Below are 17947 nucleotides of genomic sequence, written 5' to 3'. Positions count from 1 at the left end.
CGCAAGTCAACTATCAATTTGTGCTCGCCTTAAATAACTTCGTATGAGAGGTGGTTTCATGCTCTGTCCCTCCCTGATGCAACCCCGTTCTGGCATCAGCCTTAACTGTTGACGAACGAACCAAGTCAACAAGACCAAGGCCATCGAGTACTCACAGCTTCGACTGTGTTCTAATGTCCATGAGAGATTTTTGCATAGCGACAATGAGAGCGTCTCGCTCTGCGGCGAGACTCCGGAGAGATCGCCCATGTGCCACGTCGTTAATACCTTGAACAAGCGCTTCGATTACGTCGTCATCGAGGTGAAGTTGACCCAATCCGTCCCACCAACCGTTGAACGTGTCCCGAAAGTGTCCACAAAAGGCACGCAATCCGCCATCACCCGCCCCTAGGTTAAAGAGCATCGTCGGGCCCATTGCAGCCCACCTTAAACCAGGTCCAGCCCACATGGCCTTGTCTATATCTTCCACCGATGCCACGCCTTCTATAGCCATGTGCACCGCTTCGCGCCAGACCGCTGCCTGCAATCGGTTTGCTACATGACCAGGCATGCCTTTCTTGATGCGGATCGTGACTTTGCCGATGTCTTGGTAAAACGCTTCGGTTCGCTCAAGTACACCTGTTCCTGTCCGCGCATTCGCAGTGAGCTCTACTAAGGGGATCAGGTGTGGCGGATTGAAAGGATGTCCAAGTATGAAAGGCGCAGGGTCTTTCCAACCCAGTTGCAATGCTTCGAGCGTCATGCCTGAAGTCGAGCTTGAGACAATCGAACCTTCGCTCAGCACCGGTTCAATTTCCGAGTACAAAGCGTGTTTGATCGCTTCTCTTTCTGGGACGTTCTCCTGCACAAAATCGGCACCTTCAACTGCATGGGATGCTGTCGTAGCAAATGTCAAATCGTCCGGGGTTGCCCTTTCGGTCAACCCTAACTCTTCGAGCGTCGGCCAGGCAGTCTCCACGGCCTCGCGGGTTAGCCTTTCCGTGTCTGAAGCCGGGTCATAGACGGTGACCGATCGCCCAGCCGCAAGAAAAAGCGCAGCCCAGCTTGATCCGATAACGCCAGTACCAAGTATCGCTGTGTGGGAGATCTCTGACATCAGAATACTCCGGGGTTGAGAGGCGACGCGGCTGTCATGCCGCCATCAATGGTAAAGAGCTGGCCCGTTGCAAAACCGGCCTCATCAGAGGCGAGCCAGACCGCCATGCGGGCAATGTCATTTGGTTCGCCGAACCGACGAACAGGGTGGCGCGCCAGCGCATCCCTTTTTACCGCGACCGGATCGTTCGCAAGATCTAACCCGGCCTCCAGCATACCCGTGTTGATCCACCCCGGACAAATCGCATTGCATCGAACGTTAGGGCCATGATCCACCGCGATCGACCGTGTGAGCCCATGTACAAAGGATTTTGATGCATTGTATAGCGCCATGGACGGGTCCGCGACCTTGCCGGAGATCGAGCCGATATTGACGATACTGCCACCCGCTCGGATGTTCGGAATGAATGCACGGCAACAGTTGAACACGCCTCTGCAATTGGTGCCAATCACGAAGTTCCAATCCGCGTCGCTGCTTTCCGTAACGGTCTTTTCAACTTGAACGCCCGCGTTGTTGACCAAAATGTCTATCGCACCGACCGCCAAGGCGACTTGTTCTACGGCTCTGGGGTCGCTCACATCAAGACTGTGCCAGTCGTAGGGTAAGGCGTCTGGGGCGTCGCCACGCCCGCACGCGATGACCGATGCGCCCTCGGCGAGGAAGGCTTCGACAATTGCACGTCCGATTCCCTGACGTCCGCCTGTAACGAATGCACGTTTTCCAGCCAACCGCATCAGTGCGCAACCATCACATGGCGGATCGAGGTATAGGCGTCGAGCGCGTAGACGCTCATGTCACATCCGGTGCCAGATCCTTTCATGGCCGCCCACGGCATTTCTGGCGTTCCCACACCATGCGTGTTGACCCAAGTGAAGCCATAGCGCAGACGCGATGTCATCGACATGGCCCGCCCCACATTGGCCGTCCAGACAGAGGACGCGAGGCCATATCGACCCGCGTTGGCAACCTTTATGGCCTCATCAGCATCTGAGAACCGTGAGACCGTGACAACCGGGCCAAAAACTTCATCCGTTGCAATCTCGGCGGCGCTATCAACGTTGGCAACGACCGTCGGCTGATAGAAGAAGCCGGAACCGTCTCCGCTCGCACCGCCAGTGACAATCTCAGACCCCGAGCGCGCACGATCGACAAAGGCTGCCACGCGCTCACGTTGAGTGGATGACACGATGGGTCCCATTTCCGTTTCTTCGTCTTTCGGAGCGCCCAGCTTGATCTGTTTGACCTGTGCTTCAACCGCTGCGACGAGCTTTTCGTAGACGCTGTCCTGCACCAGAACCCGGCAAGGTTGTGCGCAATCCTGTCCGGCATTGAAGAAGCTGCCGTAGCGGATCGTTTCGGCCACTGCCTCCAGATCGGCATCCTCGAAAACAATTACCGGAGCTTTGCCTCCAAGTTCGAGATGCACATGGCGGATTTGGTGGCTCGCGGCCCTCATAGCTGCCATGCCTGTTGCTGGGGACCCGGTGACGGTGATCGCTTCGATCTGGGGACTGTTGATCAGTTGATCGCCGATCGTTGGACCGGAGCCGTGGATTACATTCAAAACCCCTTTTGGCAGGACGTCTTGCAGAAGGTCCGCAAGCCGCAAAGTGGACAAGGGCGTAATCTCTGATGGTTTTAGAACAACTGTACAACCAGCTGCGATCGGCGCTGCAATTTTCCAAGCTGCCATCATCAGCGGATAGTTCCAAGGCGCAATCGCTGCCACTGGGCCAACTGGGTCGCGCCGGATCATTGACGTGTGGCCCGCTACGTATTCTCCTGCGGCAGACCCTGTCATAGTGCGCGCGGCACCGGCAAAGAAACGGAAAGTATCAATCGTCAGAGGAAACTCGTCATCACGGGCCGAGGGCCAAGGCTTGCCGACATCAAGACTTTCGAGCTCTGCCAATTCATCCTGTTTGGCCTCAATGATTTCCGCGATCTGCAATAGCAGGGCGGCGCGTTCTACAGGAGGAGTATGGCGGAATGTCTCAAACGCTTCTTCGGATGTCTGAACAGCCGCGTCGACCTGGTCGGCGCTGGCTTGCGGAATCTGAGCGATGGTCTCTCCGGTCGCGGGGTTCAGCACGTCAATCGCGGCTCCGGTCCCATTGACCATTTCCCCATTGATCAGCATTTTTGTCTGCATGTTTTCCACTCCCCCGATCAGAAGTTTACCCGGTCCGCGCCCTTGAGCGCCAATCGCTCCCGCGCCTCGGCGGGTGTTGCGACGGTCAGTCCGAGGTTCTCGACGATTTCCCGTATTTTTCGGACTTGCTGAGCGTTTGACGTCGCAAGTTCACCTTTGCCAATGAACAGGCTGTCTTCCAGTCCAACCCGAAGGTTGCCGCCTAAGAGTGCGGCCTGTGTCGCGAAAGGCATCTGATGACGCCCGGCTGCCAGCACTGACCACTCGTAGTTTTCAGAACCAAAGAGCCGATCTGCGATCGTGTGCATGTGCATCAGGTTGTCAAGATCGGCTCCCACGCCCCCCAGGATGCCGAACACAATCTGGATGAAGAACGGCGGCTTGATGAGCCCTTGGTCCACGAACCATTTCACATTGTACAGGTGACCAAGATCGTAGCATTCAAACTCGAACCGCGTGCCATGCTCCCCGCCGAGTTTCTCGATTGCGTACCGGATTGTCTTGAACGTGTTGGGAAAGATAAAGTCCTCGGTCATCTCGAGGAAAGGGCGTTCCCAATCGTGCTGGAACTCCGTGTATTTCTGCAGCATCGGAAAAATGCCAAAGTTCAACGAGCCGACGTTCAGCGATGCCATTTCTGGACTCGTTTTTAACGCCGCAAGCATCCGGTCGTCCATTGACATACCGAGGCCACCGCCGGTTGAAACGTTGATCACGGCATCGGTCGATTGTTTGATGACCGCCATAGATTGCTGGAACAGCTCCGGCCTTGGATCAGGCCTACCTGTTTTAGGATGGCGCGCGTGCAGGTGGATGATTGACGCTCCGGCTTCTGCGGCTTCAATGCTGGCCTTTGCGATTTCGGCCGGTGTGATTGGCAGATGCGGGCTCATTGTTGGGGTGTGGATACCCCCGGTTGGTGCGCAAGTGATGATCACCGATTTTGGCATGTCTCAACCTCCCGTGACGCAACGAGTCGCAGGTGCTGTCGTGGATTTTGTGGTCGGTAGATGAGATGCGCGCTAGGCATTGCTCCGAACGCATAGCGGCGTGCAGGTGTCTCTGCCTCTTCTACCTTTTTAGGCTGAACAATGAGGTTCATAGGCGCATTTGCTGAACCTGCGCGCTCAGTCCGCCGTCCAAAACCCAGAGTTGCCCGCTGGCATATCGTGCCTCGTCACTGGCCAACCAATTGACGAGGTTAGCAATGTCTTCGGGCGTGCCATAGGTGCGCATCGGATGCACGTCGCACACCGCATGCTGCAGTTGATCAATCGTCTTGCCGCCACCGCCCGAGCCGTCGCCGGTAAAGAAGCTCTGGAGCATTGGCGTGTCAATATACCCAGGGCAAATCGCGTTGACGCGGATGCCTTCGGGCCCGTGATCACAGGCCATGGCCCGGGTCAGCGCGTGAACCGCTCCCTTTGTGGCGCAATAGGCCGCAAGCCCCGGATCCGCGATGAAACCGTCATAAGAGCCGAAATTGACAAGGGAGGCGGGCGAGCCGTCCTTTGCCGCCGCGCGCATCAGCGGCAGCGCGTGTTTAGAGGTCAGAAACGTACCCGTAACGTTCACCGCAAAAGACCGGTTCCATTCATCAAGGCTAGTCTCCTCGATCGTCTTTTCGATCTCGATACCGGCGGCGTTCACCAGAATATCTAGTTTGCCATGTTCCTTGCGGACCTTCTCCATCGCAGCAATGGCCTCTGGCTCGGAGGTCACATCCAACCGAACGAAGCGGCTGCCAGCCTCGACAGCCTCCGTTAAAGAACCGCCTTCGCTCAGGTCGGCCGCGTAGACTATGGCGCCTTCCCGCGAGAGGCGATCCACTATCGCGCGGCCAATACCGCCGCGACCACCAGTCACCAATGCGACTTTTCCGTCTTGAGTACCCACTAGATGTCCTCACCCGTTGGCGGAAAGCGGTAACGCGCGGCTGCCACCGTCCAATCCATGTTATTGCGCACATATTCCTGACTGGCGTCGCGCGGCGGATTGTAGTCCCATGGCTCACTGGCCCCAGCCTCCATTGCCGCGTGAAGCGCACGTCGCGATTTCTGAGTGCGCAAGACGTCCGCTCGAAGGTCTTTGCTATCCCAGCGTTCTACGACCTCCGCGGCGAAGGCAGCTGCCGCTTCAGCGTAAGCGGGATTGTTGACCATATTTGAGCGCTCATCGGGGTCGTTGGACACATCGTAGAGCTGCGGCGGATCGACTTCGCAGTGAATGTACTTTAACTTTCCGCGCCGGATCATGAAGACGGGCCATGGCGTCATCTCGGCGCAATATTCGCCAATTGCGATGTCCTCGGACGCATCTTCACCTCGTGCAAGGGACATCAAGGACCGCCCGTCGATCGGCTCACCCAGCATGTCAGGCCCTCCGCCTGCGACATCGAGGAAGGTAGGCAAAAGGTCGATCAGGGAACAGGCGTTTGACACCGCGCCCGTGGACACACCGGGTCCGGCGAAAATCATCGGAACGCGCGCGGAATGCTCAAAAAAGGTCATCTTGTACCAAAGACCCCGCTCACCGAGCATGTCCCCATGGTCGGCCGTCACGATGATCAGGGAATTGTCGATCTCGCCGGTGTCTTCCAGCGCTTTCACAATCGCGCCGACCTTGCTGTCGAAATAGCTAACATTCGCCAGATATGCGCGACGGGCACGGCGTACTTCTTCTTGGGTCAGTGGCACGGTCGAGGCCTCGATCCCGTCCATTACACGCTTCGAAAACGGATCGTGCTGATCGAGAGGCAAGCCTTCCGGCATGTCGACCTCGTCATCGCTGTAAAGATCCCAGTATTCCGGCTTGGCAACGTAAGGGTCGTGCGGGTGGATAAAGCTTGCCACTAGGCAAAACGGCGTGTCATCGCCTGCGGCCCGATCTCTGCCACGGTCGATCAACCAACGTCGCGCCGCGAATTCAACCTCGTCATCATAGTCGGTCTGGAAGGTGGCAACCGCCACACCACTTTCCTTGACTGTTTGCATGTTGTGGTACCATTTATCGATCCGCTCATCATGGGCCTCCCAGTCCGGGGTCCACGCGAAATCTGAGGGATAGATGTCGGTTGTGATGCGATCCTGAAACCCATGCATCTGGTCAGGTCCGACAAAATGCATTTTGCCCGAAAGGCAGGTCCGATAACCCAGTGCTTTCAGGTAGTGTGCAAATGTCGGCACACTTGCACGAAACTCCGAAGCGTTGTCATAAGCCGCAATCCGGCTGATAAGTTGTCCGGACATGAACGCGAACCGCGACGGCGCACAGAGCGGCGAATTGCAATAGGCGGCGTCAAAGCGTATTCCCCGCGCGGCAAGCGCATCCATATGCGGGGTTTTTGCAGTCTTGTGCCCGTAGGCGCCGATAAAGTGCGGAGCCAACTGATCAGCCATCACTACAACAATATTCGGCCGCGTCATGGGGCAGCCTTTGCATATGCATCGAGGACCAGGCCGTGGAAATGATGTACAGCGTGTTCGGATTTGCCTGATCCGGACGGATCAGAAACAATACGACCTTGCGTAAAAGCCGGTGTTTCCATCCCGCGCTGCACGCTTTCGACAAGGCCGATATCCTCAACTTGCAATACCTCATCCAGATAGCGCATCGCATCGAGTTCCATCGGGTCCGGTTCTGGCGTCTCGAGGAAGAAATCATAGGTCTCCATCGTGCGATCCGGCCCGACGGGAATGATATTTAGCACAATCATGCTGGACCGGCCCGGATATCGCATCAGACATGTCGTGGGCCATAGCCACCAAACGGCATGGGTTTTCACTGTCGCGTTTGAGACGTCATAGGCGGAATTAGCGTTTTTCCCGGCGTCAGCCATGTGGCTGGAATAGATCCCACATGTCGTGACTTGGTACGTGTCCATGTCCACAAGATCGCAAAAATCTTTGTGGGCGGTCGGACAGTGGTAGCACTCAAGAAAGTTGTCGACGACATTCTTCCAGTTGGATTTGATGTCGTAGGTCAGTCGTTTGCCAAAGGTGAGCTTGTCGATATCGGGCGCCCAATGGCGGATCTCTGTCTCAAGATTGCCGGATTGCTCCGCAAGAGAGGCGGCCTGCGGGTCAAGATTGACAAAAACGAAGCCTGAAAATTCCTCAACTTGAACGGAATCCAAACAAATGTCGCGCGGCGAGAAGTCTTCTAGATGATCGGTTTCGGGCGCACGGACAAGCTGCCCGTCAAGCTTATACACCCATGCATGATAGGGGCACATGATACGGGTCGTTTCACCCTCGCCGCTCAACAACTCGTGAGCTCGGTGTTTGCAGACGTTGTAGAACGCCCGCAAAACGCCTTCGCGATCCCTGACCACGGCGATCGGGTGACCTGCAATGCGCGTCGCCAAATAGGACCCGGGCGTGCGCAGCTTTTCGACATGACACACCCACTGCCAGGACTTGGCAAGGATTCCGGCGCGATCCACCTCGTACCAATCCGCGTCCACATAAGCCTCTTTGCGCAATGAGAGCGCTCGATTGGGATCGGGGTCGAAGCCAGCCTTGATTGCTTTGAACGCGCTTTGATCTGGAAACTTGGTCATGGCTGTCCTCGCGGCTGGAATCGGGCTCCATTAAAAACACCATCTCTCGGATCGAAGTGGCAAGCTTATTGCTGATGGCCAAATTTTTAACTTAAGTCGCCACCTATCGCGGTGAGCGGTGCATTGGCCATGCTCGGAACTCGAATGGAATTCGTCCCTGCACACGGTCTTTGCTTGGCGGGAGGCCAAAACGTTCCTTGTATGCCCGACTAAAGTGGACCTGACTCGAAAACCCGCTCGCAAAGGCGATTTCGGACATGCTCAGGTCTGTTTGCGTTACAAGACCACGAGCGCGGTCGAGACGGATGTCACGATAGTAAAGGGCCGGTGCTTTCCGCACAAATTGAGCAAAGAGCCGATCGAGTTGGCGATGTGACAATCCGACATGTCGGCAGACCTCTGCAATGGACAACGGTGTTTCTAAGTTCTCCTCCATGACCTGAATGGCGGCGCGTACACTCGTCGGGACAGAATTGCCTAGTGGTTCTACATCCTCTGGGTATTGCAATGCCCCATGATCGCGGACCGGGGGGGCAAACACATAGCGTGCAGCAGCATTGGCCAGAGCGCTGCCGTGGGATTGCTGGATTAGATGCAAGGCCAGATCAAGCGACGCTGCCCCTCCACAGCAGGTCACGCGACGACGATCGATGACCCAGAGCGCGTCACTGATGTCTGTGTTCGCAAAAAGTTCTTGGAACGCATCAATATGTTCATAGTGGACTGTTGCCGTGTAGTTCTCCAGCAAACCGGCGTGGGCAAGAATGAAGGCTCCGGTGTCTATACCCCCAAGTATCGCCTGACGTTTTGCAGCATTTCTGAGTTCCGCACGAATTGCTGTCGAAATATGTCGCTCGGGTTCCCAGCTTGAGGAAATAACGAGCATGTCTGCCGCACTCATCCCAGCATCCGAGAACTTGGTGGAGTTGACCTCAACGCCATTGCTCGCCGACACTATGCCACCGGTCTCGGACACGATTTTCCAGCGGAACAATGCCATGCCTTCGAGGTAATTGGCGGCGCGAAATGGGTCGAGAAATGTCATCGTGGCCGCCAAATTGAAAAACGGTGTTACAGCGATTCTCAATTCGCTCGCCTTGTCCTTTCCCCCGTGATCGAGCATCTGCCAGTTCCTCCTGCTCAGTTGCTACGGCAGAAAATGCGTCTCACCAAGTAAAATTATCGGCCAAAATCATCCATGTCAGGATCAAGAATCCTGCCTAGCCTGATCGTCAATCAAACTCGACAGGGAGAAGATCGAAGAAAAACAAGATGACCGCTGTCGCTTTTGCGGCTGCACTTGGAACCGCCAGCGCGGCGCATGCGGACTGCGGTGAAGTCTCGATCACCGAAATCGATTTGGCATCGTCGGCCGTGGTCACTCACGTCGCGAATTTCCTCATTGCCAATGGCTACGGGAGCACCGTGCGACTTGTGCCATCCTCCACAACCCCACCAATGGCGTACATTGCTGAAACCGGTGAGCCAGACATTCTGACCGAGCTTTGGGCAAATTCCTCGCCGGTTTAAGAAGACACGGTCGCAGAGAGCAAGTTGGTCGAACTGATGCGCTGAAGAACGCAACGGAGATTATGGACTGGAAGATCTGAAATGAAACTGTCGTAGTTGGTGGACGCTGGATGCGACCGAACTGAGCACATCTATCGAACGAAACGTTGCGGATATCGTTGTGGCCATTCCTATGAAAACAACAAAGGCGCCCTTGGGCGCCTTGTTTCATTGGTCGGAGTGAGAGGATTCGAACCTCCGACCCCTGCCTCCCGAAGGATCGGGCCGGAGCCTAACGCCATGTATTTATTATGATGAGTTGTCATTTGAATGCTCCTTTGTTCACGTTTGCGATGGTCTATTTCCGGAAATGATCCGGATGTCAGATTGCATCCGCCGCCCCGCGCTGATGGTCTGGGTGGTGGTGCCCATAGTTCTTTTCGAGCGTCTCGAGGGTCATCCCCAGAAAGCCGCAGGCGTCCCACTTTGGCGCACCCTTCTGCATGAGCCAGGTTGCGCAAGTGTGCCTCAGAGTGTGCGGCACGACTTTCCGGTCTCCCTGACCCTCGAGGCCAGCCGCAACAACGGCGGATCGAAACGCACGCTTGATATTCTGCAGGGACTTGCCGCGATGGGTGACAACGAATTCGTCTTCCGGAAATCGCCTTCGCCTGCGCAACAAGTGTTTCTTCAGGCGCGCGGGCAACCTTGAGCTCGGGCGCTCCTTCTTGGTCCGTCGACGTCCGACCGGGTTCCAGTAGATGATGTTGCTGTAGAAATCGATATCGGACCAACGCAAGGACAGGATCGCTTCCTTCCGCTGGCCCGTCAGTAAACCGATACGGAGAAACAGGGTCAGGTGTTCGGTTTTTGACTCCGTCGGCACACCATCTTCCAAAGGGGCATCGAAGCTTCGCGAGGCTTGTATCAGTTTTATCGCTTCATCGCACGTCAGGAACCGGATTCGACCTTCAGCCTTCGGTGGAAGTCGAACGACTATCCTGCGCGTGATCAGCTGATCTTCTTCGGCGCGCCGGATAGCGGTCGACAACAGACTGAGTTCTCGTCTGAGCGTGCCGTCCTTGAGTCCCTTTTCACCCCGGCCCTTTCGTCGCTTCTGGCAATACTCCTTGATGAGCGCATCATTGATATCGCCAACGGCATAGCCATCGAAAAACCGGATGATCGGCTTGGCCGCATTGGCCAAGCGCTCCGGATCGGCGACGTCATCAAGCCGTTTTGCCAGGTAGTGCGAAATTGCGTCGGCCACATAGAATTCGTAAGGCTCGACTGCTCGATCTGGCCTAAAGCGCCTTAGCTTCCACTCTGCGAAGTAGAGTTCAGCCTGGTCGCGATCCCCAGTGCCAGTCGAGTGCTCGCGGCTGCGTCCCCCCTCGGTCCAGTAGATGTACCAGTTGCCCTCGGACGGACGCTTGCGGTCGCGCTCAAGGCGCGGCGGGGATGGCTTTCTGGGCATGTTTTCACCGTGAAATTGTCAACGTACCGCTCCCACGCGCCGGAAGGGATTTTCGGATTTCTACGCCCAGGGGCCGTATAGATGTGGTCCAGCATGTCTTCGCGAATCAGGTAGCGAATATTGGACACGGGAATGCCAACGCGCTCGGCCAGTTCTTTCGGGGTTTCCAAGAGCTTTTCCACGCTTCACCTCCTCAAACTCTTTGCTCACAAATCGAGGCAGGTGATTTCATTTTGCGTTCAGAATGAAACAAACATACGCTGATCTTACGTGAATCGAGCGATTTGCCACGATTTATGGTCATTTGTGATTCATATAACCAGTATCGTGGTCAATGCAACCATTAAGAAGGTTTTCAATGACAGTTCCCGGTTTGGGACATCGCCTTGCGGCTGTGCGAAACATGGCAAGCCTCTCCCAAGAGGAGATGGCACAGCGCCTAGGCGCCAGTCGGAGCGCATACCAGTACTATGAACGCAGCCAGCGGGATTTGACGGCTTCACTACTGTTGAAAGTCTACGAGGAATTCGACGTTGATCCACTCTGGATGCTCGAAGGCGACTCGGAAGACGGCAAGAGCCGAAGGCACGAAGAGATCGCCGCCGCCTATCGTAAGATCGGCATCGCAGTCGAGCGCCGGATCAATGAGCGCGGGCTTACTGTGACACCTGAAAAGAAGTGGGATGCCATCGAATTTCTCTTCGATGAGTTCCTGAACACCGATGCCCTGACGATTGAAGGCGGGGAACCGGACACAACAAGGATCGACAGCGTATTGAGGCTTGTAAGCTGATGTTGAATGAAGAATTTCCCGATGAAGTGCTGAAACTACGCCCGCGAAAGCTGCGGCTTGGTCAGGATATAGAGCGCCTGCTCGAAGGCGTATGCGGGGCTGAAGAAGTCCCCGATCGCGAAAGTCAGAAGAAACACCTGCGCCCGAAAGCGGATAGTATCAATGCGGTCCACTGCGCAGCCTGCGGACAGGTTGAGTACATCACACGCGATTATTGCCGTTGTGGCCACTACCTCGCTGGCCAAGTCATGGACGAATTCCTAGCATGGGAGCGCGAATTGGTCGAGAATCATGCCCGGTTGGCTGCGGAAGCCGAGGAAAAGATGAAACCAGTCAAATGGTCAGCCTTGGTTGCCATGCCATTCTTGATTTGGCCTCTTCTCCAAACTTTGCTCCACAGTGAGCAAATGCCATTGGCGACGGGGCTTTGGTTCTTCCCGGGCTTGGTAGTTCTTGGCCTGTGTGCCTTGATCGAAAAGGTTATTACCCGGAAGCGCGACGCCAGCGCATATGCGGTCGAAAGCGCCACCTTCGAACAATTTCTAACTGAGCGCATTCCCGTTTCGAGCAACTAACTTCACGTGAGCAAAGCCCCACAGATCGACGAGTTCATCGCGCGCTGGAAATACACCGGTGCGAGCGAGCACGCCAGACTCGAAGAATTTTGGTCAGAGCTCACCGAGTCGTCACACTATCATGTTCAGGATTTGACGGGAACAAATGCAGTCTTCGGCGGTGATTTTTTCCTTCTGACCACAGATTTTATCTTCAGACGCGTGTCATTTATCCCGCTGACGTCCAAGGCAATTGCCAAATGGTGCGAGAATTATGATTTATGCCCCGTTAGCCAGTAATCCCGCGCTAGAAGGGGATTTGGGCAATCTCGTCTTTACGGGCTTCCTGCTCGTCTGGAGTTAGCACGCGCGCGCCTGAGCTTTCCCTTGCCAGCCGCTGCGTATTCTGACGAAATGCTTTTTCCCGCTTTTGGCGGATAGAGTTCATTTCGTTGGAAATCTTCTGTCCACGCTTTGAAGAGCTGCCAACGACGTGCCGAATTCCCCCGAGGTGGGCGAGCAGGCGAGTTGAAGCCGTATCTATCTGGTCAAGGGTATCGGCGAGTTGGAACTCCTTCCAAAGTTCTTTTGAGCGCAATTCAACTCGCCGAGGGACCACGAGATTGCTGCCAACAACGCCGATACCAGTAATGAAGACCACCTTGTTACCGGTTCGGTATCGAAATTTATGTGATTTCAAGCCACTAGATGCAATAATTTGGCGAACCCTGTCGGTGAACTTCCCAGGAATCGAGTTCCCAGAAATCGTGATGTCGTCGACCCATATACTGTGGTCCAAAGCATGTTCCGCACAGAGTTCAGCAATGGCGTCAAACATCGGCCTGTGCACCAGAGCGGCAAGAACGGGGGTCAACGGCGACCCAAAGCACGCTTGATCGTCAGCGGTTGCAACATGAGCGATCAGACCGGCGACGTCGCCCTCCATCCCAAACTGATCGACGAGCGACCTTCGGATCATACCTAAGGACGTCGAGGGGTAGAATTGTTTGATATCGAGGGTGAGATATTGCTGAGCGTCCAAGTGGACGGCGGCGTTATCACGTTGCGAGCGATCCTTGCGTGGGCTCATTAGATAGCTGGGCTGAATAATCTTGTTGAAATGGAACTTTAGACGCTCGTGGACCGCCCGAAGGTCAGCTACGGGATAGACGAGTTTGCGTGTCTTTCCGCCGGACACGATATCTCGTCGTACCAGGAATTCTTCCTTAAACCGGGGAGTGGCAAACTTTCGCAGATCGTCTCTGGTTTCCTTGACGAGTTTCGCGACATCTCTCTGCGTTGGCTTTTGCGCAAAGGGCGAACGCGTCAGGTCGTAGCGTTCATATGACTTACGAGTTCGTCGTCTTGGCAATGTCGAACTCCGCAGGTTTTAGCTTTTCGAGGAGATCAAGCGCTTTTCGAGCTACGATCAGTCGTCCCCGCCGAACCGGGACTTCGCTTTCGATCTCTTCGGCAAAAAACATGAGCTGAGATTTTCTCACTCCCAACACTTCGCTGTACCGGTTCAGAGTTTCGATAGTGACCGCCTTTGAACCACGTTCAATTTCCGACACCATGGCCTGCGACATGCCAAGCATCTCGGCCAATTCAACTTGAGAATAGCCCCAATAGAGACGAGCAAGCGTTAGAGCCTCATTGATCATTGGTTTTTTTGTTTCAGGCATGAGACAGCCCTTGGGCTGTGAAAGGGTCACCGCCGCCAACCCGCAATACCTCCGAGATCATTCCCAGAAGTCCCAGTCCATGCTCACCAAGCGAGCAATTGTGACCAGAGCGGTCCAAACGAACCGCCGTTTTGAAGGTTTCTTGCGATGCCGCCGCTGGTGCTGAACGTCTTTCTTTCGCATGTCTTTTACTCCTCGATTCCGGCCCAAAATGGCCCCCGTAGGAATGAGGAAGCAGATCAGCAGCGTTTGACCCTTTACATGCCGCACCCAACCCCGGATGGGTGCGGCGCGCGGCCAGCCCCCGTGCCGAGACGCAGGTGAGAGACGAAGGCACTAAGCCTTCACAGGGCCTCTGGCCCCAGGACTCGTCGGGTTCTGCATACGAAAGGTTCATCACGCCAATCAATATAGAGTCGCCGAGCGCGATACGCAAGTACGATATTGCCCACAGCGATATTTTATTTCTAGATATTGTAGGTTGGCTTCGTATCTCGACAAAATTTGGGCTGAAGTCGCATAAGTCCTTGTATGTTGTCCTGAACAGGTCAGTATAAAAAGCTGACCTTCGTGCTCGGCGCAGCATCCGGTAAAGCGGGCTCGGTCGGTGAATCCGCCGCGCGATGCACGAATGCGAGCTACCGGAAATCGCTGCCGTCCGCGTCAGCCTCAGCGAACGGGTAAGGCGCGGACTTTGCCGTCATTCGAATTTGAGCCTTCGCTGAAGCAGCATCTGCTCGCGGTCGCGGCATACTTATTGTTGCGTCGCGGCAAGTGTCACCAATCAGGTCATTCGCAGCCGTTGTATTTGCGTTAACGGGAACCGTACCTTCGCCGCGGCTCGGTCGGACGAGCAAGACGCGGGATATGGCAAGTATTGAAACATTGGTTTTTGCTTCGTGTTTGAACTGATTAGAAACGAGGCATCAAAAGTGTGTTTATTTGCTGTTAAGCTTTTTTGACGAGCATAATCTTGTTTTTCCGATACGGGACTTTACGCTACTGCCGAACCCGATAGCCGGAAGCTATGATCCGGTTAATGAGAAAGGCGACGGCCTGGTGCATATCCTTTTCATCGTTATTGCCGACCGCTGTTTCGTGGGCAGCAGCTGCGTCACGCAGAACTCCCACAATTTCATGTTCGGGCAGAAGCTCACGATCTTTAATTGCAAGCAAAAGCGCTTCACAAATTGAGAGTGCGGCCATTCCTGAATGGTCTTGCCGGTCAGCCATGGTAGACGTCCTTTTCTAACAGGCGTCCAAGCATGGAAGCGCCACGATGAATTGCACCATACTGGCATAGATTGCTGTATACTTAACTGATCGAAAGCAGTCTTGGCGTCGGATAGTTTCGCGGGCTGCTCATCGATGAAGGAAGAACACTTGCGCACTATCAAAAACAGTCCACTCACCCGAAAGCTTTCAAACTTCGTCGCTCTGACTGAGGTTGAACTTGCGGTATTGGCACGCCTGCACAAGCGTCGCAGAACCTTTGAAGCCGGACGTGACCTTGTGCATCAAGGGCAATCAGAGCAGGCGGCCTACATTCTGGCCTCGGGCTGGGTTTGTTCCTACAAAACCCAGACTGACGGGTCGCGTCAGATCGTCGATTTCCAAATACCGGGTGACTTTCTGGGCTTGCGAAGCGTTTTGTTGCACACCTCGGATCACAGCATAGAACCAATCATGGAAATCCAAGCCATTGAAGTAGTAGTGGATGATCTCCTGGAAGCATTTGCGCAGACGCCCCGGCTGGCGACAGCAATTCTTTGGGCGGTATCTCGAGATGAAGCTATGGTGGTTGAGCACCTGGTCAACATAGGACGGCGAGATGCGGGTGAGCGCATGGCGCATTTTCTTTTGGAACTTGGTGTGAGGTTGACTCAGGTCGGGATGGCAAACAAGACGGGATACACTTGCCCCCTGACACAATACCACCTTGCCGATGCGCTGGGACTGAGTGCCGTGCATGTTAATCGTGTCCTACGGCAACTGCGGGAGAAGGGGCTGGTTACTTTTCAATCCGGGCAAGTGGCATTTGATGATTATGACGGACTGGTGACGTTGGCCGGTTTTGACCCCACTTATCTGGATCAGGCCGGGCCACTGTTGAAGCAATAGGTTCACCCCTTCAGCGATGCCGGGATTTTGATGATAGTTACCTGGTTAGAGACGCCATTCGCTTCGGCAGATTTTGGATTTCACCGAAAAAGAAGCGCAAGATAAATACAGTCCGATTGCGGTACTGGATTTCCTGCGCTTCTCAAATACTCGTTAAGAACACGCCAGCAAATATCCCGCCAACACACATCACGTTGCCGGAATCCAAACATCGTTGCACTGACGCAGGTTAGTCAATTTTTGGCGGCACCTGATCCTCGGGCACCAAATGCATTTGAGATTCCAATAAAATCTCAGGTCATTGGCCACAGACTAACATCGATCAGCGCGCGTCTGCCATTTGCACATTATTCTAAATTACAACGCCAGTACTACCGTGGCGCTTACGAGCGTAATCCGCGGCAGATTGCGCGGGGAAGATCCAACAAACTATATGGAGGACTAAGGTGAGCACGAGATCGTCCAGTTCTTTGGTGACGTTTTCAAATCCGTTCTCTTTGTCCGGCTATCCAGATGAACTTCCTGCAGGCGAGTATGAAGTAGTTGTTGAAGAAGAGCTACTGCAGGGCCTGAGTTTCGAAGCATATCGCAGAACCGGAACCTACCTGACAGTTCGGGGCAAAGGCAGCAAGCCAGGCCGCACGGAAATGCGCCCAATTGACCCAGAAGATTTTGAACTGGCGCTCAAGCACGACCAGACCTTGGCCACATCTAACAATGACAGCGATGCGGCGCTTTCCCCGCAGGAGGAATAGATTATGAACACGCCCGAATGGCTTAAACCCGGAATCTACGGTGCTCTGATCGGCGGGGTTTTCGTAGGCGTCGTTGGATTTTCATGGGGTGGATGGATGACCGGCGGTAGCGCGGACAAGATGGCCAACGCCATGTCCCGCGATAATGTAATCGCTGCGTTGGTTCCGGTCTGCGTCGACATGGCGAGAACTGACGCCCAACGCGCCGAAAAAATAACGACGATCAAAGAGGCTTCTTCTTTCAAGCAGAAGGATGCCGTCATGGCGGCTGGCTGGGCAACGGTGCCGGGATCCCAAACTCCTAACAAAGACCTGGCGCAGGCCTGTATCGAGGGGCTGAACCTGGATGGATCGTAACTCAATCACTCAACATTCGGACAACGCCGTTTGCATCAGGGCAAATCGAAAAAATCAGTACCGGTTTTGCGCTCACTTAATGGCTGCGTTGTTTGTTGTCGTCTTCAGCAGTTTGGCGGGCTCCTTTATCTCATCAAGTCCCGCATCGGCCGAAACAAATTCGATCCCGGATAACGCGCATCCCAAAAAGTATGGCGACGGTTGGGAATGCGATTTGTCCTATCGGTTGAAAGGCGAAGAATGCGTGGCCATTGTCGTGCCGGGAAATGCCTACCCCACAAACAGAACCTATGGCTCAGGGTGGGCATGTATGCATGGCTTTGTTGAAGTTGGCGGCACCTCATGCACTGAAGTGATTGTGCCTGAGGGTGGATATCTCGATCCATCAGGTGAGAGGTGGCGGTGCCTGCGTGGATACACAAGAGTAGACGATAGCTGCCAGAAAATCGTGGTGCCGGATAATGCTTACCTAACGAATAGCACTTATGGATCTGCATGGCGTTGCAACCGTGGCTACGAAAAAGACGGAGAAGCATGCGTGGCAGTAGCGGTGCCGGAAAACGCTTTTCTGAACGCATCAACCAGCGGGCGTCCCTGGACGTGCGAGCGTGGGTATTTTGAGCGCGACGGACAGTGCGATGCCGTGTTTGTGCCTGAAAATGCTTTCTACGATGACGCGATCCATGGAGTTGGATGGAAATGCGAACGTGGTTACGAGGCGTCCGGTGATCGCTGCAATGCAATCGAGTTACCAGAAAATGCCCATATCGACCGATCCGGTAATAGGTGGGAATGCCACAGAAATTATCATCAGTCAGAAGGTCAGTGTGTTCTGAACAATTGAGGTTTCAGGCAGAGAGCCCATTTTTCCAAACTTCACAATTTGT

The 17947-nt window shown here is 54.7% G+C and carries 20 protein-coding genes; 8 read left to right on the top strand and 12 right to left on the bottom strand.

Translation table 11 applies throughout. From position 1 onward, the window contains the following. Positions 1-151 precede the first annotated feature (151 nt). The 8 genes from ACR0B5_RS16140 to ACR0B5_RS16105 form a co-directional block, all read right to left on the bottom strand. A complete protein-coding gene (locus ACR0B5_RS16140; protein ID WP_480541768.1) occupies positions 152-1096 on the bottom strand; it encodes a 3-hydroxyacyl-CoA dehydrogenase NAD-binding domain-containing protein in 945 nt (314 codons plus the stop codon). Then, positions 1096-1830, bottom strand: coding sequence for an SDR family NAD(P)-dependent oxidoreductase (locus ACR0B5_RS16135; protein ID WP_480541767.1), 735 nt, complete (start codon positions 1828-1830; stop codon positions 1096-1098). The genes ACR0B5_RS16140 and ACR0B5_RS16135 overlap by 1 nt, the downstream gene beginning before the upstream one ends. Beyond that, positions 1830-3248, bottom strand: a complete 1419-nt coding sequence (locus tag ACR0B5_RS16130; RefSeq protein ID WP_480541766.1) for an aminobutyraldehyde dehydrogenase — start codon at positions 3246-3248, stop codon at positions 1830-1832. The genes ACR0B5_RS16135 and ACR0B5_RS16130 overlap by 1 nt, the downstream gene beginning before the upstream one ends. 17 nt (positions 3249-3265) lie before the next feature. Further along, complete coding sequence (kce, locus tag ACR0B5_RS16125; RefSeq protein ID WP_480541764.1) at positions 3266-4198, bottom strand: 3,5-dioxohexanoate:acetyl-CoA acetone transferase; 933 nt, start codon at positions 4196-4198, stop codon at positions 3266-3268. A gap of 148 nt (positions 4199-4346) precedes the next feature. Continuing rightward, on the bottom strand, positions 4347-5144 hold the full coding sequence (locus ACR0B5_RS16120; RefSeq protein WP_480541762.1) for an SDR family NAD(P)-dependent oxidoreductase: 798 nt from the start codon (positions 5142-5144) through the stop codon (positions 4347-4349). Further along, a complete protein-coding gene (betC, locus tag ACR0B5_RS16115) occupies positions 5144-6673 on the bottom strand; it encodes a choline-sulfatase (protein WP_480541760.1) in 1530 nt (509 codons plus the stop codon). Before betC ends, ACR0B5_RS16120 begins: the two co-directional genes overlap by 1 nt. Beyond that, on the bottom strand, positions 6670-7809 hold the full coding sequence (locus ACR0B5_RS16110) for an aromatic ring-hydroxylating oxygenase subunit alpha (RefSeq protein ID WP_480541758.1): 1140 nt from the start codon (positions 7807-7809) through the stop codon (positions 6670-6672). The genes betC and ACR0B5_RS16110 overlap by 4 nt, the downstream gene beginning before the upstream one ends. Before the next feature lie 103 nt (positions 7810-7912). Beyond that, positions 7913-8932 (bottom strand): GlxA family transcriptional regulator, encoded by a 1020-nt coding sequence (locus ACR0B5_RS16105; protein ID WP_480541756.1) that lies wholly within the window; start codon positions 8930-8932, stop codon positions 7913-7915. Positions 8933-9081: 149 nt separating this feature from the next. On the opposite strand from ACR0B5_RS16105, the gene ACR0B5_RS16100 reads away from it, so the two are divergent. Then, a complete protein-coding gene (locus ACR0B5_RS16100; protein ID WP_480541754.1) occupies positions 9082-9339 on the top strand; it encodes a glycine betaine ABC transporter substrate-binding protein in 258 nt (85 codons plus the stop codon). 361 nt (positions 9340-9700) lie between these two features. On the opposite strand, the gene ACR0B5_RS16095 is transcribed toward ACR0B5_RS16100, so the two are convergent. Then, complete coding sequence (locus tag ACR0B5_RS16095; RefSeq protein ID WP_480541752.1) at positions 9701-10795, bottom strand: tyrosine-type recombinase/integrase; 1095 nt, start codon at positions 10793-10795, stop codon at positions 9701-9703. Positions 10796-11153: 358 nt separating this feature from the next. Here ACR0B5_RS16095 and ACR0B5_RS16090 point away from each other — a divergent pair, with 358 nt between their 5' ends. From ACR0B5_RS16090 to ACR0B5_RS16080, 3 genes are read left to right on the top strand one after another with little or no spacing between them, the layout of a single operon-like run. Next, the gene (locus tag ACR0B5_RS16090) at positions 11154-11588 is read left to right on the top strand and encodes a helix-turn-helix domain-containing protein (protein ID WP_480541750.1); all 435 of its coding nucleotides are present in this window, start codon (positions 11154-11156) and stop codon (positions 11586-11588) included. Further along, positions 11588-12163 (top strand): hypothetical protein, encoded by a 576-nt coding sequence (locus ACR0B5_RS16085; protein WP_480541748.1) that lies wholly within the window; start codon positions 11588-11590, stop codon positions 12161-12163. The genes ACR0B5_RS16090 and ACR0B5_RS16085 overlap by 1 nt, the downstream gene beginning before the upstream one ends. Before the next feature lie 6 nt (positions 12164-12169). Further along, positions 12170-12442 carry a hypothetical protein gene (locus ACR0B5_RS16080; RefSeq protein WP_480541746.1) on the top strand — a complete coding sequence of 91 codons (273 nt, stop codon included), beginning with the start codon at positions 12170-12172 and terminating at the stop codon, positions 12440-12442. A gap of 7 nt (positions 12443-12449) precedes the next feature. Here ACR0B5_RS16080 and ACR0B5_RS16075 read toward each other — a convergent pair whose 3' ends face one another. The 3 genes from ACR0B5_RS16075 to ACR0B5_RS16065 all read right to left on the bottom strand — a co-directional run bounded on the left by ACR0B5_RS16075 (position 12450) and on the right by ACR0B5_RS16065 (position 15060). After that, a complete protein-coding gene (locus ACR0B5_RS16075) occupies positions 12450-13514 on the bottom strand; it encodes a reverse transcriptase family protein (protein ID WP_480541744.1) in 1065 nt (354 codons plus the stop codon). Beyond that, complete coding sequence (locus ACR0B5_RS16070; RefSeq protein ID WP_353392142.1) at positions 13492-13827, bottom strand: helix-turn-helix domain-containing protein; 336 nt, start codon at positions 13825-13827, stop codon at positions 13492-13494. The genes ACR0B5_RS16075 and ACR0B5_RS16070 overlap by 23 nt, the downstream gene beginning before the upstream one ends. Before the next feature lie 999 nt (positions 13828-14826). After that, the gene (locus ACR0B5_RS16065; protein WP_170336649.1) at positions 14827-15060 is read right to left on the bottom strand and encodes a hypothetical protein; all 234 of its coding nucleotides are present in this window, start codon (positions 15058-15060) and stop codon (positions 14827-14829) included. 135 nt (positions 15061-15195) lie between these two features. Here ACR0B5_RS16065 and ACR0B5_RS16060 point away from each other — a divergent pair, with 135 nt between their 5' ends. The 4 genes from ACR0B5_RS16060 (at position 15196) to ACR0B5_RS16045 (ending at position 17904) form a co-directional block, all read left to right on the top strand. Continuing rightward, on the top strand, positions 15196-15948 hold the full coding sequence (locus tag ACR0B5_RS16060) for a Crp/Fnr family transcriptional regulator (protein ID WP_170499212.1): 753 nt from the start codon (positions 15196-15198) through the stop codon (positions 15946-15948). 473 nt (positions 15949-16421) lie between these two features. Beyond that, positions 16422-16703 (top strand): hypothetical protein, encoded by a 282-nt coding sequence (locus ACR0B5_RS16055; RefSeq protein WP_480541868.1) that lies wholly within the window; start codon positions 16422-16424, stop codon positions 16701-16703. A gap of 3 nt (positions 16704-16706) precedes the next feature. Then, on the top strand, positions 16707-17060 hold the full coding sequence (locus ACR0B5_RS16050) for a hypothetical protein (RefSeq protein WP_170329075.1): 354 nt from the start codon (positions 16707-16709) through the stop codon (positions 17058-17060). After that, positions 17050-17904, top strand: a complete 855-nt coding sequence (locus ACR0B5_RS16045) for a hypothetical protein (RefSeq protein ID WP_170759979.1) — start codon at positions 17050-17052, stop codon at positions 17902-17904. Before ACR0B5_RS16050 ends, ACR0B5_RS16045 begins: the two co-directional genes overlap by 11 nt. Positions 17905-17947 lie beyond the last annotated feature (43 nt).

The sequence above is a fragment of the Ruegeria sp. AG1 genome, from assembly GCF_056541705.1.
This window is presented reverse-complemented; position numbering and strand designations above follow the sequence as displayed.